General features: G+C 61.7%; 23 protein-coding genes. 4 read left to right on the top strand and 19 right to left on the bottom strand.

Annotated elements, in window-relative coordinates; genetic code table 11:
- Positions 1-35: 35 nt before the first annotated feature.
- The 7 genes from addA to WDB88_RS03900 all read right to left on the bottom strand — a co-directional run bounded on the left by addA (position 36) and on the right by WDB88_RS03900 (position 11569).
- A complete protein-coding gene (addA, locus tag WDB88_RS03930) occupies positions 36-3410 on the bottom strand; it encodes a double-strand break repair helicase AddA (RefSeq protein ID WP_339108896.1) in 3375 nt (1124 codons plus the stop codon).
- Positions 3407-6388 (bottom strand): double-strand break repair protein AddB, encoded by a 2982-nt coding sequence (gene addB, locus WDB88_RS03925; RefSeq protein ID WP_339108895.1) that lies wholly within the window; start codon positions 6386-6388, stop codon positions 3407-3409. The genes addA and addB overlap by 4 nt, the downstream gene beginning before the upstream one ends.
- Positions 6381-7070, bottom strand: coding sequence for a nucleotidyltransferase family protein (locus WDB88_RS03920; protein ID WP_339108894.1), 690 nt, complete (start codon positions 7068-7070; stop codon positions 6381-6383). Before WDB88_RS03920 ends, addB begins: the two co-directional genes overlap by 8 nt.
- Complete coding sequence (locus tag WDB88_RS03915) at positions 7046-8023, bottom strand: phosphotransferase (protein WP_339108893.1); 978 nt, start codon at positions 8021-8023, stop codon at positions 7046-7048. Before WDB88_RS03915 ends, WDB88_RS03920 begins: the two co-directional genes overlap by 25 nt.
- Entirely contained in the window at positions 8023-8505 is a 483-nt protein-coding gene (tsaE, locus tag WDB88_RS03910) for a tRNA (adenosine(37)-N6)-threonylcarbamoyltransferase complex ATPase subunit type 1 TsaE (protein WP_339108892.1), read from the bottom strand. The genes WDB88_RS03915 and tsaE overlap by 1 nt, the downstream gene beginning before the upstream one ends.
- Positions 8506-8544: 39 nt before the next feature.
- On the bottom strand, positions 8545-10107 hold the full coding sequence (locus tag WDB88_RS03905; protein WP_339108891.1) for a PAS-domain containing protein: 1563 nt from the start codon (positions 10105-10107) through the stop codon (positions 8545-8547).
- Between the two features lie 82 nt (positions 10108-10189).
- Positions 10190-11569 (bottom strand): ActS/PrrB/RegB family redox-sensitive histidine kinase, encoded by a 1380-nt coding sequence (locus WDB88_RS03900; protein WP_339108890.1) that lies wholly within the window; start codon positions 11567-11569, stop codon positions 10190-10192.
- Positions 11570-11711: 142 nt separating this feature from the next.
- Between WDB88_RS03900 and WDB88_RS03895 the strand changes: the two genes are divergently transcribed.
- Together WDB88_RS03895 and WDB88_RS03890 are read left to right on the top strand one after the other, a co-directional pair.
- Complete coding sequence (locus WDB88_RS03895; RefSeq protein WP_339108889.1) at positions 11712-12344, top strand: SCO family protein; 633 nt, start codon at positions 11712-11714, stop codon at positions 12342-12344.
- 91 nt (positions 12345-12435) lie between these two features.
- Entirely contained in the window at positions 12436-12990 is a 555-nt protein-coding gene (locus tag WDB88_RS03890; protein ID WP_339108888.1) for an ActR/PrrA/RegA family redox response regulator transcription factor, read from the top strand.
- Between the two features lie 8 nt (positions 12991-12998).
- Here WDB88_RS03890 and WDB88_RS03885 read toward each other — a convergent pair whose 3' ends face one another.
- From WDB88_RS03885 to WDB88_RS03835, 11 genes are all read right to left on the bottom strand, one after another.
- Positions 12999-14747 (bottom strand): methyl-accepting chemotaxis protein, encoded by a 1749-nt coding sequence (locus tag WDB88_RS03885; protein ID WP_339108887.1) that lies wholly within the window; start codon positions 14745-14747, stop codon positions 12999-13001.
- Positions 14744-15028: a hypothetical protein gene (locus WDB88_RS03880; protein WP_339108886.1), complete on the bottom strand. Its 285-nt coding sequence runs from the start codon at positions 15026-15028 to the stop codon at positions 14744-14746. The genes WDB88_RS03885 and WDB88_RS03880 overlap by 4 nt, the downstream gene beginning before the upstream one ends.
- Before the next feature lie 61 nt (positions 15029-15089).
- A complete protein-coding gene (locus WDB88_RS03875) occupies positions 15090-15548 on the bottom strand; it encodes an Lrp/AsnC family transcriptional regulator (RefSeq protein WP_339108885.1) in 459 nt (152 codons plus the stop codon).
- Between the two features lie 92 nt (positions 15549-15640).
- Entirely contained in the window at positions 15641-16072 is a 432-nt protein-coding gene (gene mscL, locus WDB88_RS03870) for a large conductance mechanosensitive channel protein MscL (RefSeq protein ID WP_339108884.1), read from the bottom strand.
- A gap of 80 nt (positions 16073-16152) precedes the next feature.
- Entirely contained in the window at positions 16153-17022 is an 870-nt protein-coding gene (locus WDB88_RS03865; protein ID WP_339108883.1) for a TonB family protein, read from the bottom strand.
- Positions 17019-17459 carry a biopolymer transporter ExbD gene (locus WDB88_RS03860; protein WP_339108882.1) on the bottom strand — a complete coding sequence of 147 codons (441 nt, stop codon included), beginning with the start codon at positions 17457-17459 and terminating at the stop codon, positions 17019-17021. The genes WDB88_RS03865 and WDB88_RS03860 overlap by 4 nt, the downstream gene beginning before the upstream one ends.
- Before the next feature lie 3 nt (positions 17460-17462).
- Complete coding sequence (locus WDB88_RS03855; protein WP_339108881.1) at positions 17463-17843, bottom strand: biopolymer transporter ExbD; 381 nt, start codon at positions 17841-17843, stop codon at positions 17463-17465.
- A gap of 5 nt (positions 17844-17848) precedes the next feature.
- Entirely contained in the window at positions 17849-18493 is a 645-nt protein-coding gene (locus WDB88_RS03850; RefSeq protein WP_339108880.1) for a MotA/TolQ/ExbB proton channel family protein, read from the bottom strand.
- 270 nt (positions 18494-18763) lie between these two features.
- Positions 18764-19402 carry a hypothetical protein gene (locus WDB88_RS03845; RefSeq protein WP_339108879.1) on the bottom strand — a complete coding sequence of 213 codons (639 nt, stop codon included), beginning with the start codon at positions 19400-19402 and terminating at the stop codon, positions 18764-18766.
- 65 nt (positions 19403-19467) lie between these two features.
- Positions 19468-20259 (bottom strand): inositol monophosphatase family protein, encoded by a 792-nt coding sequence (locus WDB88_RS03840; protein WP_339108878.1) that lies wholly within the window; start codon positions 20257-20259, stop codon positions 19468-19470.
- Between the two features lie 125 nt (positions 20260-20384).
- A complete protein-coding gene (locus tag WDB88_RS03835; protein ID WP_339109465.1) occupies positions 20385-21335 on the bottom strand; it encodes a LysR family transcriptional regulator in 951 nt (316 codons plus the stop codon).
- Between the two features lie 90 nt (positions 21336-21425).
- Here WDB88_RS03835 and metF point away from each other — a divergent pair, with 90 nt between their 5' ends.
- Together metF and WDB88_RS03825 are read left to right on the top strand one after the other, a co-directional pair.
- Positions 21426-22292 carry a methylenetetrahydrofolate reductase [NAD(P)H] gene (gene metF / locus WDB88_RS03830; RefSeq protein WP_339108877.1) on the top strand — a complete coding sequence of 289 codons (867 nt, stop codon included), beginning with the start codon at positions 21426-21428 and terminating at the stop codon, positions 22290-22292.
- A gap of 68 nt (positions 22293-22360) precedes the next feature.
- Positions 22361-22873: a PaaI family thioesterase gene (locus WDB88_RS03825; protein ID WP_339108876.1), complete on the top strand. Its 513-nt coding sequence runs from the start codon at positions 22361-22363 to the stop codon at positions 22871-22873.
- Here WDB88_RS03825 and WDB88_RS03820 read toward each other — a convergent pair.
- Entirely contained in the window at positions 22837-23394 is a 558-nt protein-coding gene (locus WDB88_RS03820; protein ID WP_339108875.1) for a hypothetical protein, read from the bottom strand. The two genes, WDB88_RS03825 and WDB88_RS03820, sit on opposite strands and share 37 nt — an antisense overlap.
- Positions 23395-23418 lie beyond the last annotated feature (24 nt).

Raw genomic sequence — 23418 nt, 5'->3', positions numbered from 1 at the left:
AGTTGATGAGAACCTATGTATGCGACCCCGCCCCGTCAAGATGCAGGGTCACTGCACAAAGCCGCATCCATCTGTGCGTCAGTCAGCCAATCGATCCGTGCCTTTGCCGTCCATAACAGCCCGCAGTCGATCGCGCGGTCAGGGTAGATCTGGCGCAGCATCTCGCGGTAGGCGGCCAGCTGGCGCACCAGACCCAGCGGTACCTGCGCCACATCCTCGGGCACGATCTGGTTGGATTTGTAATCCAGCACCCGCACACGGTCCGGCCCGACCAGCAGCCGGTCGATGATCCCATGCATCAGCTCGCCATTCATCCGCGCGGTCAGTTCCACCTCGGCCAAAGCCTCGGGCGCCAGGAAGGGCTGCATCTCGGGGGCGCGCAGCACCGCCCGCGCCTCGGACAGAAGCGCAGGAAGCTCATGCTCGAAGGCGGCATCCTCGCCGGTCAACAGCAGATCGCGCGCCCAATCCTCCCAGTCGTCCTCGGGCCAGTTGGGCAGATGTTCCAGCAAAAGGTGGATCTGCCGCCCGCGCCGCTTGGCGGCCTCTTCATCGAAGACACCGGGCAAATCCCCCGCCAGAGCCTTCGCCCCACCCAGATCCGAGGGCGTCAGCACGCGTTTGGGCCGCTCGGGGCGCAAGGCAGGCACCTGCGCCCAATCGGGCAAAGCGGGATAGGTATCGACCACCCTGCCCGCCTTGAACCCGTTTTCCGGCCAGTCGCCATGCTGCACACGGCGGATCTCGCCCAAGGATTGCAAATCGGGCGACAGCCCCGTGGCAGGCCGGTCACCTGCCTGCAAAAGACCGTTGGAAATCATCGAATACCAGCTGTCATCGCCCTCTCCGACCTTCCCCTGAGCGCCCACAATCAGCCATTTCTCGGCCCGCGTCATCGCCACATATAGCAGCCGCATCCTCTCTTCGGTCTGGCGCGCGACATTGGCCGCCTGCGCATCCGCCTCTTCCGGCGGGCGGTCGGCCGAGGGCGCGGCCCAAGCCGCCGTGCCATCCTCAAGCCGGTAGATATTCAACGGACGCGCCTTGATATGCGGCTTGCCAGTATCGGGCAGAATGACCACCGGCGCCTCAAGCCCCTTGGACCCATGCACCGTCATCACCCGAATGGACCGCCCCGCGCCCTCAAGCTGGCGCTTCACCTCGACATCATCGGCATCCAGCCACACAAGGAACCCCGTCAGGCTGGGCACCTCGGCGCGTTCAAAGGCCAGCGCCTGCGAGATCAGCTCGTCGATGCCATCCTCGGCCTCGACCCCGAGCCGCGCGATCAGCTTCTCGCGCCCGCCATGGCGGGTCAGAAGCCGTTCGATCAGATCATGCGGACGCAGGAAATCGGCCTGATCGCGCAGATCCTGCAGGATTTTAAGCGTTTCGGGGTGGCTTTCGGATTTACGCAGGGCTTCCCACAGATATCCCTTCCGTGGTTGGGCCAGCGTGTAAAGATCCTGCTCGGACCAACCGAAAAGCGGCGATTTCAGCGCCTCGGCCAAGGCCAGATCATCTTCCGCCGTCGCCAGAAACGCCAAGGTCGAGCGGATGTCCTTCACCGCCAGTTCGGCCCCCAGCTTCAGCCGGTCCGCGCCCGCAATCGCCAATCCGGCGGCCTTGCACGAGCGGATGATCTCGGAAAACAACGCCCCGCGCCGCTGCACCAGAATGAGGATATCACCCTCATGCAGCGGACGGCTGTCCGCGCCATCGGGCAGACGCACGCCTTGGTCGATCATCGCGCGGATCTCGGCGGCGACAGTACGGGCCAGAACCACGGTCGGGTCGGTATCAGTGAGAAGATCAACGGGGTTGTCCCATGCTTCTTCCTGCTCGGTCTCGGCCTTTTCGACCAGCGGCCAAAGATCCACCCGACCGGGCATTTTGTCAAAGAAGGCAATATGTTCAGGCGCACCGCCCAAGCCCTCATTGGCCTCGCCCGAGAAGGTCATATCGGTCAGCCCCAACACCGCCCGAGACGAGCGGAAACTATGCAAAAGCTGCGCCTCCTGCAGGGGCCGCCCGACGGCTGCGAATTTCTGCGCGAAATGCCGCTGCATCGCTTCAAAAGCCCGCAGATCGGCACCTTGGAAGGAATAGATCGACTGTTTGCGGTCTCCCACCACGAAGATCGTGCGGGGCTCGTCGCGTGCACCCTCGCCTGCGGTAAATTCATCGGCCAGACGTTCGATCACGCGCCACTGGCTGGGCGAGGTATCCTGCGCCTCATCCACCAGAATATGGTCGATCCCGCCATCCAGCCGGAACAGCACCCATTGCGCCATGGTGCTATCCGACAATAGCCGCCCCGCCCGTTCGATCAGATCGTCGAAATCCAGCCAGCCGCGTGCCGCCTTCGCGGCCTCAAGCTTCGGCAGGAAGACCCGCGCGAAATTCTGCAAAGCCTCGGTACGATCAGCAGCCTGCAACCCAAGCCGCATCGGGCGGGCCTGTTCAACCCGCTCCATCAGCTCGTTGAACGGATCCATCAGCGCGCCTGCGGCCTTCTGCGTGGATTTGGTGGGCAGCGACCCGATCTTGGCACTAAAGGGCACCTTGGCCGATGCACCCGTCAGGCAGACATCCTCCAGAATGGCCAGCGCACTGAGGTCCGCCCCCGAGATCAGCCCCAGCTTCAGCGCGTTCTTGGCATCGGTCGAGGACCCTTTGCCCATAACCGCCACCATATCGCGCAGGATCTTCAGGTCATGCGTGTCAAAGACCTCATCCACCAGCGCCTGCCCGTCAAATCCGGCAGGCAGACCGTAAAGCGCCAAGACCTGATCGCGGGTCAGATCCTGTGCAAAACCGTCTTTATTACCCGCGATATTGGCCAGCAGTCCGCCCAGATCATCGGTTGAATAATACCGAACCAAGCCGTCCAGCACGGGGCAGTCCTCGCCCGTGGCGATATCCTCCAAAATCGCCTGACGCAGCAGATCGCCCGAGCGGTCATCCATTTCGGAAAACCCATGCGGCACGCCAGCCTCCAGCGGAAACCGCCGCAGAAGCGCCGCACAGAAGGAGTGGATTGTCTGGATCTTCAACCCGCCCGGCGTCTCGATCGCCTTGGCAAAGAGCCTGCGCGCCTCGGCCAGACGGTCGGCGTCGATGGTGATTTCCTCACCCAGATCAAGCAATTGCTGACGCAGAGCCGCATCCGACAGCATCGCCCATTCGCCCAGACGTTTCAGAAGACGGTTCTGCATCTCGGTCGCGGCGGCCTTGGTGTAGGTCAGGCACAGCACCTTCTGCGGCTCGGTCCCGTTCAGCAACAGCCGCGCCACGCGGTCGGTCAGAACCCGCGTCTTACCAGAGCCCGCATTGGCCGAAAGCCATGTCGAAGCCGTCGGAGAAGCCGCGCGGATCTGGCGGATCGTCGCATCATTGGGGGCGTTCATGTCAGATCCTCCCCATCGGGTGTCTCGCTCAGCTCCCATTCGCCGTAGCGCGACAGCTGATCATAATCGCTGCGGTCCTGCGCCCCATGCATCGCGCGACGGGCGGTAAAGCCTTGGGCGGGCTTCATATAGGTCGCCACCAGCTTGCAGAATTTGGCCCAAGCCTCTTCCGCCGTCTCGGTCTGGGTCTCGCCGCCGCGGGGCTTGAATTCGACGGTCGTGGTGTGATGGGCGGTCTCGCCCTCGCCGCCCAGACGGATATAGGTCATGCCCTCGACCTCACGCGGGCCGATCTGCTTGAAGGCGCCACGGGTGACCATCGCGGCCTCTAAAAGCATCTGCTTGTCAAAGTGGATCATCTCGCCTGCCGAGGGCGGAGAGCCTGATTTATAATCATAAATCCGGCTCAGCCCGTTTTCCAGAATATCGATCCGGTCAGGTTTGGCGGTCAGCTTGAAGTCCAGATTTGGCAAGGGCAGCCCGGTCTTTTCTTCGATAATCGCGGGCGTGCCCAGTTTGGCCCGCGCGGCTTCGTCCACGGCAAAGCGCCGCGCGATCTTGGTGATCCGCGCCAGCCAGAGCCGCTGCACCGAGGGCCATGGCACCTCCTCGCGCAGAACATCCCCGGCAATCGCGATCAGCCGCGCCTCGCCCAAGGCGGGGTCTTCACCGTCGGGGCGCTGGCGCACGAAACGCTCGACGATCTCATGCAGCACATTGCCGCGCAAAAGCGGGTCCGGTTCGGGCCGCAAAGGGTTGAGAGGATAGAGTTTTAGCACCTTGCGGGCGTAAATCGCGTAAGGATCACGGATCAGCGTTTTGACCTGCGTGACCGACAGATCCTTCGGGCGCGCCTCGACCGGAGGACGCGGCGAAGGGCGACGCGCGGGCTTGGTCTCGCCCTGCGGGCGGTCAAGGCTCGAGGCCAGCCCCAGCCATTTCGCACCGCGCTCGCGCATCTTAGCCAGCGCCTCGGGGCCGCGTTTATCGGGCAGGCCGGACATCAGGTTTACCATCCGGTTCACCCAGCGCGAGGGCACGGTCTCGGCCTCGGCATCGCGCCGCGCACGGGTCAGGACAACCCGCGGCGCGCCCACCGCCTGCTGGAAATCATGCGCCGAAAGCCCCGTCTGACGCTCGGGCAGCAAAAGCCCCGCCTGAAGCCGCATCTGCCGCGACAACCACGGGTCGGGATCGGGCGCCTCGGGCCATGAGCCTTCGTTCAGCCCTGCCAGAATCACCAGCTCGGCCCCCTGCACCCGCGCCTCGAGCGCGCCAAAAATCGTGATGTCACGATGGGCCGCCAGCCCCGCCCGCGTCATCGAGCCTTGCAGCAAATGGTTGACCAGATCGGCATAGGAGGCGCGGGTATAGGCGCCGCCATGCACCGCCTCGCGGGCCAGTTCGGAAAAGACGCGGAAGGCCTCGCGCCCGCCATCCTGCAACCAAAGCTCGCTGGCCTCGACCGTGCCATCCGGCCCCGTCGCCAGATGCGCCGCAAGCGCCAGATGATGGGTCACACATTCGCCCAAGGGCATCTCGTAAGGCGCTTCCAGCAAAGGGAAAAACGCGCCCAGCCAATTGGCCCAGGTCAGCTTGTCCAGATAATCGGGCTTGTCATCATAGCGTTTCGCCCAAGCCACCAAAGCCGCATGATCGGGGAAAGCAGGGCCCTTGTTCCGCAGATCCAGTTCCAGCTCGCGGGTATAGCGCAGATGGGTGCCGCGCATGGTCGAGCCCGTGGCGGTCAGCGGGTGCTTCAGCAAAATCAGCAGCCCATCCAGCGTCAGAGCCTCGCCGCGCATCGCCGCCAGATGGCGCAAGAGCCGCCCCGGAGCCGTCTGTTGCAGCGGTTGCCCCGCCGAATCGTCAGGGATGATCCCCCAGCGGTCCAGCGCCACCGCCACCCGCCGTGTCAGCATACGATCCGGCGTGATCAGCGCGGTCGAGGTGCCGTTTTCCGCCGCCTCCCGCAGGATCAGCGCGATAGCATTGGCCTCGGCGCGGGGATCTCGGGCCTCGATCAGGGTCAGGTCTTCGCAGGCCGCAACCAGATCCGGCAGATGCGCGCCCTCCTGCATCCATTGGTCGGTCACAGGCGCAGGCCGAAGAGCCAACGAAATCAGCGCGTTACGCTCGGGCGAGGGTTCAGGGCGGTGGTGCCAGCGGGCCACATCGGCGGGCGTGGCCTCTAGCGCATCCAACATCGCGCGATAGCGGTATTGCGGGTGATCCTCGATCGGAAATGTACCGGATTTCAGACTGTTCCACGCATGCGGCGGCATGGAGAAATCGAACCCCGGCAGCACAAGCGCCCCCTGCGGCAGCCGCGCCACCGCCTGCATGAACAGCCCCGTCGCCCCGCGTGACCCCGTCGACCCCGCCACAATAATCGGGTCGGTCGGCCCTGCCTCGGCCCAATCCGCGATGATCTGTTCGACCACACGACGCTGGCGGGCCTCGGCATCGGGGGTGGCATCAGCCTCGAAGTAGCGCGCAACAATCCGAATGAAATCAAGGCTTAAGCGCCAATGCTGCGCATGGGTATCGGCAATTTCCAGCCCCTCGAGGTCATCGGGGGTGACGCCTTCGCTTTGCATCTCGGCCATCAAAGTCGCAAGACTATCAGCCAGCCCGAAGATCCCATGCCCCGCCTCGAACCCCGGAAGCCGGTCGACCAGCCCCGCCACCAGCTGCGCCAGCTCCAGCCGCCGCCGCAAAGCAGGTTCGGCAGGCGGAAGCCCCCGCACCGGCGCCCGCCCGAGGTCGGTCACCAGCTTCAGTTGCGGCAGAAACCGCGCGCCATGCAGGTCGAATTCCTCGCGCACGCGCCGCAGCATCCGCCCCGAGTTCAGGTAAAGCCGCACCCGCGCCATCGCCTCGGGGGGCTGGTCCTGCATCCGCGCAATCAGCCCCGCAACCAGCTCGCGCGGGAAATCCACCCCGCAGGGCAGAGCGTAAATGCCCCGCTCAATCATCGCGGCGTTCCAGAAGCGCCTCGGCCAGCGGAATGCTTTCGGGACGCCCGACATCACACCAGCCGCCGTCGTGGATGACCCCGTAAACCCTGCCCTTAGTTAGAAGACGGTCCCATAAGAGGTTCAACGAAAACGCCCCTTCGGAAATATCTGAAAGTTCAGCAGGATCGATAAGCTGTGCACCTGTATAGACAAATCCCGGGCCACGCGACAGGCGCCCCTCTGACAGAGTGAAATCTCCCGCGCCTTTATGGCCCGTCGCGCGTTCAGGCGGAACCAGCATCAACAGCGCCGACATCTTCGCCGGATCCCAAGCCGCCCGCAGCGCGGCCAAAGGATTCGGCCCCGTCCAGATCGCATCCGTATTCAACGTAAAGACCGGCCCCTGCCCCAGAAGCGGCAGCGCCTTGCGCAGCCCGCCGCCGGTTTCCAAGATCTCATCCGTTTCATCCGAAATCTCGACCGAGCGCCCCGCCAGATGCTGGACGATCTGATCGCCTCGGTAATGGATATTGGCGACGACCTTCGAAATCCCTGCCTCTTCAACCAGTTCCAGAGCATGATCCAGCAAGGGGCGGCCTGCCACCTCGACCAGAGGCTTGGGGCGATCCGCTGTCAGCGCACCCATCCGAGTGCCGAAACCGGCAGCAAACAGCATCAGGCTATCGGGCGTGTCGCACATTGGAGGCGTATCTCCTCAATCAGGGGGGCGTCAGGGGCGGGCATGGTCCGCAGGACCTCGTCGCGCAGTTCAGACAGGGCCGGATGGGTCAGATTGTGCTGCAGATGCGCCCAGACGCGCGGCATGAATTCCAGATAGCGCGGCTTTCCGGCCCCAAGACAAAGCCGGACAAAAATGCCCAGAATACGCAAAGCGCGCTGCGCGCCCAGACAGGCATAGATGGCAGAAAATACGTCCGCATTTTGTGCTGTCTTCCGGCAGTAAAATGCAATCTGCGCCGTTTCTGTCTCTCGCGAGACCTCCCGCCGCGCATCCTGTAAAGCCGAGACCAGATCATAGGCCGGATGGGCCAGAACCGCATCCTGATAATCCAGCAATCCCAGCCGCGCGACCCCTTCACGCTCCGCCAGAAGCAGCGCATTTTCGGCATGGAAATCGCGCAGGGACACAACACGTTGGCCGTCATCCACCCGCGCGAAAGCCCGCCGGACGGCGGTGGACAGCTCGGGCCGAGCGGCACAGGGATACCATTCTTCGGTCAGCGCGGTCAGATCGGCCAATCCTTTGGCATCCAGCTCTGCCAACCCCTCCGGCGGGGCACAATCGCGCAGGCCGACCAGCACCTCGGTAATCAGACCGTACAGCTCGGCCTCACGCGCGGGATCTTGCGCCACAAGCCGGGCGATCAGGTCATCCCCCAGATCTTCCAGCAGCAAAAGCCCCTGCGAAAGATCCTGCGCGTAGATTTGCGGAACAGAAAACCCTTGGCTCGCCAACCAGTTGGTCATGTGGAGAAAACGGTCAAGCTCCTCTCCCGGGCAGGTAAGCATCAACACCGCAGGCGGCGTTCCTGTGATACGTTCATAGCGGCGCGCGGAGGCATCCCCCGCCAGAGGCAGGCGCTTGCCCTCCGCCCAGCCAGCCCGTTCCAAAAAGGCGTCGACCCTATCCATCAGAATGCCCCCAACATCTCGGGCAGACGTGCGGCCCACGCGGCATCGCCCGAAAACACCACCTGACGCGACGCGCCCTCTTCAGTCAGGGAAAACGCCAGCGTCAGGGCCGAAGCCGGAGCCAGATCCCCCAGACGGTCAGGCCATTCCACCAGACAGATCGCCTCCTGAAAGGCCTCGTCCAGCCCGAGTTCCAGCACATCATCAGGGTGGAACAGGCGATAAAGATCGCTATGCCAGATTTCCGGATCCGCCTCATAGACCTGCACAAGCGTAAAGGTCGGGGATGGCACATCCTCATATAGCCCAAGCATCTCGAGACGATGCTGGATCAGGGCCCGCGAAAAATGGGTTTTGCCGGCACCGATCTGCCCGTCCAGCAACAGCACATCGCCCGCCTTGAGAAAGGGGGCGATGGTCCGGCCAAGCCGGGCAGTGGCATCGGGGTCGACAAGAGGAAGGGTCAGGATATCTGCGCTCATGGCGCCCGTTCTACCCTGCCTGCCTGCCCGTGCAAAGGATCATTGCGCGGCAATCTTGCGCAAAGGTTCCAATGTCGACAGCGCCTCTTTTTCTGCAAAGCTGGCCATCAGCGCCCCTCCGGCCAGCGGCACGAACCTACACCCCACCACGCGCCCGTCGCGCAGGGTCACCTCGCCTGCCAGAGGTTCGCGCTCGGCCATTGCCCCCAGACGCAAGCGGGCGCGGCTCCAGATCTCGGTCGGAACACAGGCTTCGGCCCAAGACCGCAGAGAGTCATGCAGCGACATGCCAGCGGATTGCACCGGCCAGAGCGCCCGATAGGCGGCATTGGCGCTGGTCAGCTCGCCCGAGGGCAGGAAAACGGCGACAGCCTCGGAGATATTGTCCAGCACAGAGCGGTCCAGATCCCGCTCGGAACGGAATTTGCGGGTCAGGGTCATCTCCGAGGTGATATCCTCGAACAGGAAAGCGATGGCCCCGTCAGGATGCGGACGGCCGGTGACACGGTAGGTCTGGCCATTGGGCAGGTTCCACGTCTCCGAATGATAGCCCGCTGCCGCCTGCTTTTCGAGCGTGGTCATCTGCTCGCGCCAGCTGCGGTAATCCTTTGGCTCCGCCATCATACGGGTCTCGCGCAGACGATCCAGAAACGCGTAAAGTGTGGGACGTTTGGACAGGAAATCCACACCAAGCGCCGTCAGATCGCTCAGCGCAGGGTTGAATAGCTGCAACTGGCGTTGGCGATTGAAGATCGCCAGACCGATCGGCAGGTCGGCAAAGGTTTTGGTCAGGGTCTGCACGAAATCACGCAGAGCCTTTTCCGCATAGACCGTCGCGTCGGCAGATTGCGCGAAATGCATCCAGTTATCGCCCAGACGGTAGCTGTAGCAATCGAACCACGTATCAATGCCATCCTCGTCCTGCAGCATCAGCCGACGCGGCGCATATTCGGTCTGTTCGCGCTCGAACTGGAAAATCTGCGGCAAGGGCCAACTGAGCGTGACCTCTTCCTCTTCAAAGGTGCCGGCCCGCAGCAGATAGGCGCGGTTCGCCCAGATCGTTTCGCCTGCCGCGCTCTCCTGCCACACCAGCGATGGCGACAGATCCAGCGCATGGCGCAGGTTCTCCAGCTCGTCCTCGAGCGCGCGCTGGGAGAGACCATCGACCAAAAGCCCCTGCCCTTCGGCTTCGGGATCAATCAGGGTCACGCGGGTCAGGCCATTCACATCCTCGGCCAGCAAGCGCAGCGGTGCCCCGCCATTGGGTCCGGGAAAGCCGGTGAGTTCAAGCCGCCCCACCGTCCGCAGATCGGCAAGGCTTTCGCGCACGGTTTCGAAACGCGGCATCAGAAACGCAACCAGACGCCCCCAGTCGCTAGAGGCAAGCGGCGAGGCTTCAAGCAGGGTCCGCGCAGGCGCGGTCGCGTCGATCAGCTCTTCATCATCAAACAGAAGAACCGTTTGCTCGATCATGGGCTGAAGCGCGCGGGCGTCCTTCTTGCGCAAGCTGCGCTGCAATCGGGTCAGCACCAAAATCGCCACGACCGCCGCAACGGTTGATGCAATCGCAACCAGACCCGTGATGACCAAAACCTCTGACATATCCATGCCCCATGCCACAAACTGAAGTCAAAGATGCAACACAATGGTTAATGCGCCGTTAAGCTTAACAATTCCTTTTCGATCAGCTCTCTATCGGCACATTCTCCCCCAGAGCCTCGCGCTCGGGAGCCAGCAGCCGCTCGATCGGCCAAGCCAGCTCGACAATCGCTCCCGAACGCTCGGGCTTGCGATCTGCGGGCACAAAGGGGGTTGTACCATTGCGAAAGGTGATCCGCGCGCCGGTGCGTTCCAACAGCGTTTTGGCGATAAACAGCCCCAGCCCCATCCCCTCATATTCCTTACGCGCGGTCGAATTCCGCCCGTGCAGGAAGGGGTCACCGATACGCCCGATCACATCGGGCGCATAACCGCGCCCGTCATCACACACACGCACCACGATGGTCGAGCCACTCCACAGCGCGTCGACCCAGACCCTGCTGGCCGCAAAATCCACCGCATTCTGCACCAGATTACGCAGCGCATGGATCAGCTCGGGGTAACGATAGATGGCGGGCTGCTTATCGCTGCCATCGCCAATCGGTTCTGTCGTAAAGATAATTTCTTTTCCGCGATCCATATGCGGCTCGGCCGCCTCCCGCAGGACAGAAATCAGCGGCGCGGTCCGCAGATGCAGGTCATCCTTGCCCGCACGCCCCATCGAACGCAGGATATCGCGACAACGGTCCGCTTGCGCACGGATCAACAGCGCGTCCTCCCGAAGTTCCTCGTTATCGGAAAGCTCGTCAGCCAGCTCGCTCGACACCAGCTTGATCGTGGCCAGAGGCGTGCCCAGCTCATGTGCCGCCGCCGCCACAACCCCGCCCAGATCGGTCAGTTTCTGCTCGCGCGACAGGGCCAGTTGCGCCGCCAGAAGCGCCTCTGACATGACACGGCTGTCATTCGAGATCCGCTGCGCATAGGCGCCAAGAAAGACGACCCCTATGACAATCGCCGTCCAATACCCAAACTCGAACAGCGCCGGTAGCTGGATGACTTCGCCTTCGGTCGAGACCAGAGGCACATAAAGCCCTGCCACGAAGGTCGTCAGAACCACGGTCACTACCCCGATCAACATCGTCGCGCGCCATTCAAGCGTCGTTGCCGCGATGGTTGTCGGAACCAGAATCAACAGGGCAAAAGGGTTGTTCAGCCCGCCCGTCAGCAGCAACAGCACCGCCAGCTGCGCGGTGTCGAACAAAAGCAACGCCAGCACCGCGTTATGTGACAATCTGCGGCTTTCCGGCGTCAGGAACAAAGCCAGCAGATTCACCAGAACCGAAGCCCCGACCGTCGCCAGACACCAGACAAGATTAAGCCCGATCTCCAGCAAAAACCATGCCACGAGGATGGCCATCAACTGGCCGATAATCGCCATCCAGCGCAGAAAGGTCAGCGTGCGCAGCCGCACCCATTCATGCGATGTCGTCCCGCGCACGGGGAGCGCCGTTTCAAACCCCGACATGACCGCGTCCTTCCCTTCCGTCAAAATGCCTTTAGGACATTCTGTCTGCTTCAAAACCAGCATCAATATTGATAACACTGCTGCAAAATCCGATCTGCTTCACAAATTCAACAGATGACCGGATCCGCATGGGAGAAAATTGATGAGCCTTTCCCCGAAAGTCTATGCCATTCTAGGGGCTGTTATCGTGGTCGGCGGCATCGCTATCGGCATCGGCATGACCCGTAACCAGCCTGCGGATGCATTTGCTCAATGTCGCGCCAAACCTGCTGCGGGCCATGTCAAACTGGGAGGACCCTTCACGCTGACCTCGGAGACGGGCGAAACTGTCACGGATCAGCAGGTCTTCACAAAGCCGAGCCTGCTCTATTTCGGCTATACCTACTGCCCGGACGTCTGCCCTCTAGATTCCATGCGAAATGCGCAAGCAACTGATATCCTTGACGAACAAGGCTATGATGTGCAGCCGGTTTTCGTGTCAGTGGACAGCGCCCGTGACACCCCCGCTTCGGTGGCGGCCTTCACCGATGTCATGAGCCCCAAAATGCTGGGGCTTGTGGGCACACCGGAGCAGATCAAGGTGGCGGCCAAAGCCTATCGCGTGCTGTTTTCTGTGCAAAACCCGGACGACCCCTATACGCTGATCAGCCACTCCACCCAGACATATCTGGTGCTGCCCAAGCTTGGCTATGTCGATTACTTCGATCGCGACACGACGCCGGAAGAGATGGCCGAGCGCGTCAGTTGCTATATCGACCACGCGAACGCAGAGTAACTTGCAAGCGAGAACGTATGGCGGCATTTGACCCTGTGCCATTCGCCGCCTAAAAGATGTCTGGTGCTTGGATTTTTTTGCGGACGACCCAATGGTTGATGATCTTTCTTCCGAAATCGGCTCTGATCGTAGCCTGTTGCTGGTCGATGACGATCAGGCTTTCCTGACACGCCTCGCGCGGGCCATGGAAAAACGTGGTTTCGAAGTCCAGATGGCTGGCTCTGTGGCCGAGGGGAAAACGCTGGTCGGCCAATCTGCCCCCGCCTATGCCGTCATCGATTTACGGCTGGAGGACGGCAACGGGCTGGACGTCGTGGAAGCTCTGCGTGAAAGCCGCGAGGATGCGCGTATCGTGGTGTTGACCGGCTATGGTGCGATTGCCACCGCCGTTGCCGCAGTCAAAATGGGGGCCACCGACTATCTGTCCAAACCGGCGGATGCGACCGATATCACCAATGCGCTTTTGGCGCGCAGCGACACGCAGCCCGCTCCGCCGGAAAATCCGATGAGCGCTGACCGCGTCCGTTGGGAACATATCCAGCGGGTCTATGAACTTTGCGATCGGAACGTGTCGGAAACGGCGCGGCGCCTCCATATGCACCGCCGCACCCTGCAACGTATTCTGGCCAAACGCAGCCCGAAATAGCGGGCCAATCACCCTGCCTTGGGCGACATCACCTGTCCGTCAAAGCTGTCATCGGCAAGATTTTGGCGGAACACCAACATTGTTTGCTCCAGGCGCCCTGCCATCTCGTTCAGCGCATTATGTGCAGCAGTCGTTTCTTCGAGCATGGCGACATTCTGCTGCGTCGTCCGGTCCAACTGCTCCACAGAGCTATTCACCTCATTGACGGATCGCGATTGCTCGGCCGCGCTTTCAGCCAGTTCACGGATCTGGGTCGCAATCGTCCCGACATGCCGGATAATCCTGTCGAGTTCGGACACGGTGCGGCTGACCAGTTCGGCACCGGTTTTCACCTGCCGGCCCGAAGCCTCGATCAATTTGCTGATTTCCTGCGCCGAAGACGAAGAACGCTGCGCCAGTTCGCGCACCTCCGATGCGACCACCGCAAACCCGCGCCCAGCCTCTCCCGCTCGCGCAGCTTCTACACCTGCATTCAGCGCCAAAAGATTGGTCTGGAAGGCGATATCGTCAATCACAGAGGAAATCCGCGCAATCTGTGTCGAGCTTTCCTCGATAGCGGCCATCGCTTCGATCGATTCGGCCACCACGGTCGAGCTTTCCCCCGCCGCCTTACGCGCCTTTTCTGCCGATCCGGCAGTTTCACGGCTCACCAGAGCCGCCTGTTCGATCGCCACCGTAAGCTCGTTGATCGCAGCGGCGGCATCACCAAGTGCGCTTGCCTGCCGTTCGGACCGGGACGAAAGGTTGTCGGCGGCGGATGTGATTTCGGAAATCTGCGCCCGAATATCGACGGCGCATTCCAGAGCAGTGGTCACGGTGGCGGCAAGCTGCTCGACCGAAAGATTGAAATTTTGCGCCAGATCCGCATAGCCCGGATCGTCGGGCCGCACCATCCGCACCGACAGATCCCCCTGCGCAAGCTGCTCCAAAGCGCATTTCAAGGCCGCCACAAACTGCTCCTGCCGCTTGGCCGTCTCGGCACGTTCCATACTTTGTTGACGTTCGGCCTCCAGCACCGCCATATCGGCAGCATGTTTTTCATCGGCCTGACGCGCGGCCAAGGCGCTGGCCTCCTGCGCGGACTGCGCGGATTTCTCGGCCACGGCACGATGCGCCTCGGCCTCGCGCGACATGGCCTCTGCCGTTTCCCGTGCCTGCGCGGATTGCGCCGAAATGGCCTCAAGTTCGGACATACGGTCCAGCGCATCACGGAACAGCTTCTGCCGTCGCCGGACCACCTCGATCAGCACGCCCGCTTCAAGGGCAAAGAGACCGCCATGTAACGCAATCCTTTCAAGATTCTCGTAAATATCCGTGCTGGGATAGACCAGAACCGGATAGATGATCCCGAGCCCTGCGTGATGCAGAACCGTACTGACGGTCATCACGATCAAACAGCGCGTATCCACAAGTGCCGTCACCATCGCGCACATCACAAAAAAGGCCATATGGGTGTCGATGATCCAGGGATGGCCTGCAAACGCGGCTGTAAAGGCGAAACATTGGCCGATCATCCCCTGCGCCAGAAGCGAACGTCCCTTTTTCGTGTCCCCGATACGCCACCCCAAAAGGGCCAAAGCCGCAAAGACACCTGCCGCCCCTGTCGCGATCCAGAATGCGGTCCCGATGATCCAGGCCACAAGCGACACACCAAGCGCCGCAACCACCATCCCGAATGCCAGATATTTCATCGCCATATCGCGGCCTGCAAAAGGGAGATCGCTATCGTCGCTGAAAAAGGCCCCTACTTTATTCATCCGCAGATCCATTCCACTTTTCTGGCATCCAGAAGAAACCACGCCCCCGCCCTCTCGAGGCGGTCGAGCTGAGCTAAATCGTCAATCTCGATCAAAAGTCCGAAGGGCGCACGGGTTGGTCCGATCAGCCGCGCCTGTGCGACGTCGGCCACCTGCACGGCATCTTCCCAAGGTGGCACAACCATGAGGGTCAATCCCGCATGATCAGGCCGTGCCCCTGTCAGATGTGCGATCGGCGCGACCAAGAGCGAGAAGAAAAGAATCAACGCCTCCAGCTTCATCCGAACCCCTTTCACAAGTCTCGGAATCTACCTAAGGAAGAACATTTAAGCTGCGATTAAATTATATCGGAAGCGCCGTGGTATTCTGCACCTCATGCAGCGAAAAGCTGGACTGAAGCTGCGCCACCCCCGGCAAAGAGGCAAGCCGCGCACGGTGTAATTGCGCGAAATCATCGGTATCCTGCGCCACGACTTTCAGCAGGAAATCGGCCTTGCCTGCCATCAGATGGCATTCCAGCACCTCGGGCACCTTGCGCACCTCGCTCTCGAAGGCACGCAGAACCTCGTCCTTTTGGCTCGACAGGGTAATCTCGACAAAAACCGTGGTGTTCCGCCCCAGACGGCGACGATCCAGAAGGGCTACGTAATCGCGGATAAAGCCTTCTTCTTCAAGCCGTTGCACCCGCCTATGACACGCGGACGCCGAAAGGTTCACACGCTCGCTGAGATCGGCGTTGGAAATACGGCCCTGCTGCTGCAGCACCATCAAAATCCGGCGATCCGTCGCATCAAGTGACATACAGTTTCCTTCGGCCCAAAACGGTCTGGGCCGAAGAATCTTCTAATTTTGAAACTTGTTCAAGAAACTTTCCCCTTCTCGCAGGAAAGAGTTCAGCTTTTTTTCAACGCGTCCCGAATATCGATCAGAACATCCAGCTCGCTCGGGCCGGTGGGCACCGCCGGTGCCACCTCATCGGGCTTCTCTGCGGCGGCGCGAATGCGGTTCACCATCCGCACCAGCATGAACACAACAAAGGCGATGATCAGAAAGTTGATGACAGCGGTCGCGAAGGCCCCATAGGCAAAGATCGCAGCCCCCGACTCGCGCGCAGCCTCAAGGCTGGACCCCGCTGCGACATCGCCGGACAGCACCAGATACATATTGCTGAAATCCAGCCCGCCGATGACCAGCCCGATAATCGGATTCAGAAGATCGGAAACCATCGATTTCACAATCGCCGTAAATGCCGCACCAACGATAATCCCCACGGCCATATCCATCACATTGCCCTTGGCAATGAAATCCTTGAATTCCTGCAGCATAACGTTTCCCTCGTTCTAATCGAATTGCACATGCTTATCGTTAATCACATGCATATCCCGCGCGGGGCTTCAACAGAAACTTAGTGCCGCAGGAAGCTCATCGGCAGCGTGAATGTCAGGCTGGCATTGCCCAGACCCGCCGGTGCTTTGGGGAAACGGCCCGCATTGCGCACCGCAGAAAGAGCCGCCGCATCAATGGCCGCATTGCCCGAAGACCGTGCCAGCGAAGCGGAAACCAGCTGTCCGGAGGCCGCAACCGTCAACCGCACGACGGCCTGCCCCTTGGCCCCATTGGCCCCCGAGGGATAGCGTTTGCGCCGTTCAACCCGCTGACGGATCTGCGCGCCCCAGCGCCCGCGCAGGCTTTCGCTTTGCGCATTGGACAGGGTCGCCGCATTCGAATGGCCGTCATTGCCCCGCGCCCCGCGATTGCCCGACCCCGCCGCATGGCGCGCTGCGCGCCCTGCCGTATCGCGGTCCGATTTCCGGCCCTTGCGCTGGTCATCCCGCGCCTGACGATGCGGTTTGACCGGCTTTTCGGGCTTGGCCTCCGGACGCTCCGACGTTTCGGGCGCAAGCTCCGTCGGTTTTTCTTCCTGCACCACCTTCTCTTCAACCGGTGGCGTCTCGGGGGTCACTTCCGCTTCCTCGGTCACCTCGGGCAATGGCGGAGCCTCCGCAACCGTTGGCAAGGTCACTTTGGGCATATCGATCTTGGGCGGGGCAGCCGCAAGCTTTAGCTCCGGTTCGGGCATTTTGGGGTTTTCCCAAGCCTCGACCAATTCGGCGACCTGTGCATCCGCCGCCTCGATACTGACCAGCGCATCGCCTCCGGACCCTGCCGAAACCGCGCCTTCCGAACGGGAAACGAACCCGAACGCCATGACATGCAGCGCCGCAGCCACGGTCGCGAACCCCGCAAGCTCTATAAGAACACGCCCGCTTTTCATTCCGCCCCTCCCCGGGTCGTCACCAGTTCAACTTTGGCAAAACCGGCCTGCCCGAGCTTGGGCAGCAATCCCGCAAGATAGGTCGCTTTCACATGCTGATCTCCGCGAAGCAGAAGATGGGCGGGATCGGTCTCGCAATCGGTTGTCGCGCAATATTCTTCCCGCGCCTGAACCAACGCCCCGACCAGCGGATCCACATCTTCGCCCTGCGCCACGATCATGTCACGGAACCCAAGCTGCCCCTCGGCCCCGAGAAACACCGAGAATTCCCCCTCGGCTTCGGCCGCGGCCTCGGAGTGTGGCGGCTCTGTCGGGAAAGGTTCGGGCGGGGACAGTTTGGCTGAAATAAGAAAGAAAATCAGCAGAAGAAAAACGACATTGATCATGGGCAGAAGCGAAGAATTTCCGCCCCGACGCTTGGGCGCATCGAATTGCATAGCTCACTCCACCAAAATCAGATGGCTGAACCCGGCGGCGGTCAGACGGTCCATCACCGTCACCAGAGCCTGCAGCTCGGCCTCTTTGGCCCTCAAGATCACCGGATCGCTGCGCTCTTCGGTCAGACGGTCCAGCTCGGTGACAAGATCATCAAAGTCGCGCGGTGTCCCGTTCAGCATCAGCGTGCCGTCTTCCGCGATATCGACCAGCCGCGGGGCCCCTTTCCACTCGGAGGCGGCCCCGCTGGCTGCGGCCAGAGGCAGGCTGACATCTTGCGTAAAGCGCGATGCCAGCATGAAAAAGACCAGAAGCAGAAAGACGACATCGATCATCGGCGTCAGATCGGGGCGTCGGCGCACGCGCTCCGGAGCGAAGTTGAACATGACGTTTACTCCGCCGCCAGCGCCCGGATCGTATCTTGTTTGGCGTCACGCGAAACGAAGACCTGCGTTGCGGTATCTTCCATATCCTCGCGAAGACCGTCCACGATGCTTTCGAACCATGTCAAAGCCACCTGTGCCGGAATTGCAACGGCCATACCGGCTGCGGTGGTCAGCAGCGCCTCCCAGATCCCGCCGGCCAGTGTTGACGGGTCCGCACGAGCGCCCGCCTCCTGCAAAGCCTGGAAGGCCGAAATCATACCGGTCACCGTGCCCAGCAGACCGATCAACGGGCCGATCGTGGCCGCCAGTTCCAGACCGCGCAAGCCACCGCGCGCCTTGGACAACAAGAGCCGTGCCACTCGCCCGGTTTCTTCGCGCGCCTCGCTATCGGTCAGGTTCGAATCCGCCGCCAGCATCGCTGCGCGGGTCAGACGGGCGCGCAGGCTGCGGCGTTTCTTGAGGCTGTCAATCGCGGCGGCGCGCTGTCCGGCCTTCCATTGCACCAAGGCGCGGCGCGAATGGCTGCCCCCCGACCATGCACCGAAACAGGCAAAGCGGTAAAGCTTCCACAAGATCAGGGCCACGGTCAGCACCGAAAGAAGAGCGATCGCCCAAATCGCAGGGCCGCCCATCTGGAGAAAATCTGTCAAACGGCTCAAGCCGGTTGCAGGATCGACTGCAATTGATTCGGGTTCCATCACGTCCTCAAATACCAGAGTGTTTCTATCAGAAATACAAACTGAGCCAGCTTGTCAACGAAGAGCCACCGGCAAAAGCCGAGCGGATTCAGTAAGCGCCTGAATTTTATAGATTAAAAAATTAATGCCGAAGCAAAGCTCCGGCACGGGTCAGGGAAAGATTTTGGATAAGCCTTATGGCCACTGCGGCGCGACAGCCCCGACGCCCACAGTGGCCATTGGTCACGCAGCGGCAAAGCCTTGCGTGTCCCCACCCGGGCGGACAAGACGCGTTGCCTGCCACGCCGACCAGCCTTCCGGCTGGGTCATGTGAAATTCTTCAAGCGCCGGATCGGGCAGAGGTGCCCCTGCAAGCCGTGCCCGCGCCTCTTCACGCGCTTGCCGGATAATCTCGTCGGAGCGGCGCGACATCGCACCATCCACCAGATCATGCAGCATCTGCCGCAGGTCCTGCTTGCTGGCAGGGCGACATTCGTCGATCAGATCCATCAGCCTCTGAAGACGCTGACGCGCGCTCTCGAGACGGTCGATAGCACGGTCGCGCTGATCCGCACGGAACGCGAGTTCCAGCGGCAGGCTGTCCTGATAGCTTTGCAATTCCGCCCAGAGCGCCGCAGAAGCGGCTTCCAACGACGCATCGACCATATTCAACTGGGCAATCCGGTCTTCGACCCGCGCGATCCCGTCACGGATACGTGCCACGCGGTGATGCAGCATAGCCTCTGCCGCCTCGCAAGTTGCAATGTCACGCGCAGCGCGCCCGATCTCTATCAGGCCCATCGCCACGGCGACCACCTGATGGTCCACGACAACACGCCGGGCGGTCAGCCCCGCCAGAATCCAGTCCTGTTCCTGCTGCATGATGCACCTCGCTTTCTGCGTTGTTCAGAACATCGCAGAGCAAGGTGAACAAGTAGTGAACGGATTTACTCCGGCTTGCGCAAAATTTTCGTCAAAGGCTCGAACATCTCGGCATTGGTCGCCACAACCGAGCCGCTTTCGAAGATCTCGCGGTCCTCACGCACGGCCGAGACGAAGCCACCGGCTTCCTTCACGATGACCAGACCTGCGGCCATATCCCACGGCTGCAGCTCGCGCTCCCAATAGCCTTCGTAGCGGCCCGCCGCCACATAGGCCAGATCCAGCGAGGCCGCCCCCCAGCGGCGCACACCGGCACAGGCGGGCATAAGACGCGCCAGATCGCGCAGGGTCGCCGGAAGGGTATTCTTGGCCCCGAACGGCACGCCGGTTGCAAACACGGCCTCGGTCATCGAACGACGGCCCGAAACGCGCAGGCGGGTTTCGTTCATGAAGGCGCCAAAGCCCTTTTCGGCGAAGAACATCTCGTCTTTGGCGGCATCGAAGATCACACCGGCTACAACCTCGCCCTTATGTTCCAGCGCGATCGACACGGCCCAATGCGGCATACCGTGCAGGAAATTGGTCGTGCCATCCAGCGGGTCGACGATCCAGCGGCGGGTCGGGTCCTTGCCCTCTTCCTCACCGGTTTCCTCGCCCAGCCAACCATAGGTCGGGCGTGCGTTCAACAGCTCTTCCTTGATCAGCTTCTCGGCCTCGCGGTCGGCACGCGACACGAAATCCCCCGGCCCTTTGGCGGAGACCTGCAGGTTTTCGACTTCGCGGAAGTCCTTCACCAGCGACCGGCCTGCCTTACGGGCGGCTTTGATCATGAGGTTAAGATTTGCGCTGCCTTGCATGGGAGATCTCCTTGGGGGGTTCGAGGCGTTCGCTTATACCGTCGGGCACGCGATTCCAAGCGTTATATACGCTTCCGGCACAGCGTGATGCGAAAGCCCTTCTCCCCGATGCCGACCCGCGCGCGTCAGAGCGCCACACCTCCGGAGACAGCGCCTGTCGTCATGGCCGCCGCGCCGCGCTGCAATTTGACAGGCTCGGTCCGCGCCAGCCGCAGGAAATAGGCCATATAGGGCTGCACGGCATCCTCCGTGCGGGTGGCGGCATATAGGCGCTTTTGCAACCCGTGCTCTGTCACAGGTTTCGTTATGTAATCAGGGCGATAGCGCACTTCGCGCAGCACCCAGTCAGGCAGGACGGCCACCCCGCGCCCGGCGGCTACCAGCATCAGGATCACAGCGGTCAACTCGACCTGACGGTGGGTTTTAGGCTCGATCCGTGCCGGCGTCAGCAAGCCCGAAAAAATATCCGAGCGCGCCCGGTCCACCGGATAGGTGATCAATGTCTGGTCCAGAAAGTCCTCGGCCTCGACATATGCCTTCTGCGTCAGCGGGCTATTGGCCGCTGCAATGAATGTCGGGGAATAGTCGAACAGCGGGTTGAACACGACACCGTCAAGCTTTTCCGGATCGGACGAGATCACCAGATCAACCTCTTCGTTCTGCAGGGCCGGCAGGGCACGGAATGCCAGACCGGGGCGGATATCGATATCGACATCCGGCCACGCCCTGCGGAACTGCTCGAGCACCGGAAAAAGCCAGTCATAGCAGGCGTGACACTCGATCGCGATATGCAACCGCCCCGCCCGCCCCTGCCGCAGGGCCAGAAACTCGTCCTCGACCGCGCGCACCTCGGGCAGGACCCGCTGGGCCAGACGCAGCAGCCGTTGCCCCGCCGCCGAAAGCCGCATAGGCCGCGAGCGGCGCACAAACAGTTCGGTCCCGACCTGTTCCTCCAGCCCCTTGATCTGATGCGACAGCGCGCTTTGTGTAATATTGAGCGCCTCCGCAGCCCGCGCCAGCCCGCCCGTGTCTTCAATCGCTTTGATGGTTCGCAGGTGACGCAGCTCGAGATACATCAAATCTGACTCATGTTGTTGTTGAGTAATATGAGTTTGTCTCACATTACGGAATCTGGCACAAGATCTTCAATCAGTAAGGATAGCGCCATGACCACGCCCCGTTTGAGTTTTGAATTCTTTCCCCCGCAAACGCTGGAAGCATCGTTCCGCCTGTGGGAAACGGTAAAGACTCTGGCCCCGATGCAACCGAATTTCGTCTCGGTGACCTATGGCGCAGGTGGCACGACCCGCAAGCTGACCCATGAGGCGGTGACCACGATCGGCAAGAATTACGGGCTGGATGTGGCCGCTCACCTGACCTGCGTCAATGCGACCCGCGCCGAGACGATGGAAATCGTCAACGCCTATGCCGAGGCAGGGGTCAACCAGCTTGTCGCACTGCGCGGCGATGCGCCAAAGGGGCAGGACCGCTTCACGCCCCATCCCGAGGGCTTCGCCTCTTCGGTCGAGCTGATCGAGGCGCTGGCCGCCGACGGGCGCTTCACCATCCGCTGTGGCGCCTATCCCGAGCCGCATCCCGATGCCGCCGACGATCTGGCCGATGTCCGCTGGCTCAAACGCAAATGCGAAGCCGGAGCCACCTCGGCGCTGACCCAGTTCTTCTTCGAGGCAGAGACCTTCTTCCGCTTCCGCGACCGCTGCGAGAAAGAGGGCGTGAAGGCCAAGATCATTCCGGGCATCCTGCCGATCCAGTCGTGGAAGGGCGTGCAGCGTTTTGCGGCAAATTGCGGCGCCAATATCCCCGAGCATCTGGGACCGGCCTTCGAGAAAGCCATTGCCGAAGACCGCGAGGAAGACCTCTCGATCGAACTTTGCACCAAGCTATGTGAAGAGCTGATCGCGGGCGGCGTGGAAGACCTGCATTTCTACACCGTCAACCGCCCCGTGCTGACGGGCCGCGTCTGCCAGAATCTGGGCCTTGCACAAGGGCTTGATCTGGGCGCGGTTGCCTGAGACGGCAGCGCCTGACACTATAGACGAAACGGGGGCCGCGCGGCCCCTTTTCCATGCAGGAGCCACGGATGACAGACACCGCCCTCTTTGCCGAAAGCGCCAAAGATTTTCTCTCGCGCGACGAGGTGACCTCGATCAGCGGTCTCGACTATATGCAACGGATCATTGACGGCAGCGCGCCACATCCGACGGTTGCCAAGCTCATGAATTTCCGCGTGATTGCCGCTGAATACGGCAAGGTGACCTTCCGCGCCTTTCCCGAACATGCCCAGACCAATGCCTTCGGATCGACCCAAGGCGGCTGGTACGGAATGGTGCTGGATAGCTGCATGTCTATGGCGGTGATCTCGGGCCTCAGGAAAGGCCAGTTCCAATCCACCATCGAATACAAGATCAATCTGATCCGCGCGATCCCGCCCGGAGCAGAGCTGACCATCACCGGCGAACTGACCCATATCGGGCGGTCAACCGGCGTCGCGGTGGGCGAGATCCGTGGCACGCAGGACGGCAAGCTTTACGGCCAAGGCTCCTGCACATGTTTCATTCAGGGCAGCCCGCAGGACGATGCCGGAAGATCGTAATAGACATAGGCCTTACCGATCACCCGCTGCCAGCGCCGCTCCCCCCATGCCGCGAACAGAGACTGGTCAAACCCCTCCGGCGTGAAAAGACCGCTTCCAATCATCCGGCCCTGCGCCAGAAACCGGTAGCGGATCGTGGGCTGGATATTCAGTTCGGGCACCTCATCGGCCGTCAGAATGCGCAACTGGTTTTTCTGTACGGCCCGGGCAACAGCCGGATCCTCTGCCTCTGTCACAAGGCGGGCCATAATGCCTGCCTTGTAACGTGCCTTGTCGCGCGGGATCAGAAAGCTGGAAATCATCACCTCGTCCACACCGGTCAGCCCGCCGACAAGCCGCGCCATCGACGCCCGCCCCCCAAGCGCCGTCATGGCCTCTTCCACGCCCAGCCGGAGGGTCAGCACATCCGTTGAGGCCTGCCGTGGCCATTGCCCCCGACGCTTTTCCGGCAAAGGCTGGCCCGCCAGAAGACGCAGCACAAGATGGTTCAGACGGAACTGGCGTTGGGTCAGGACAGCCATGCACACCTCCACAAGAGACCCCCT

Source organism: Thioclava sp. GXIMD4216, from assembly GCF_037949285.1.
Classification (GTDB): domain Bacteria; phylum Pseudomonadota; class Alphaproteobacteria; order Rhodobacterales; family Rhodobacteraceae; genus Thioclava; species Thioclava litoralis.
The sequence above is the reverse complement of the archived record's forward strand: the minus strand, read 5'-3'. Positions and strand labels throughout refer to the sequence as shown.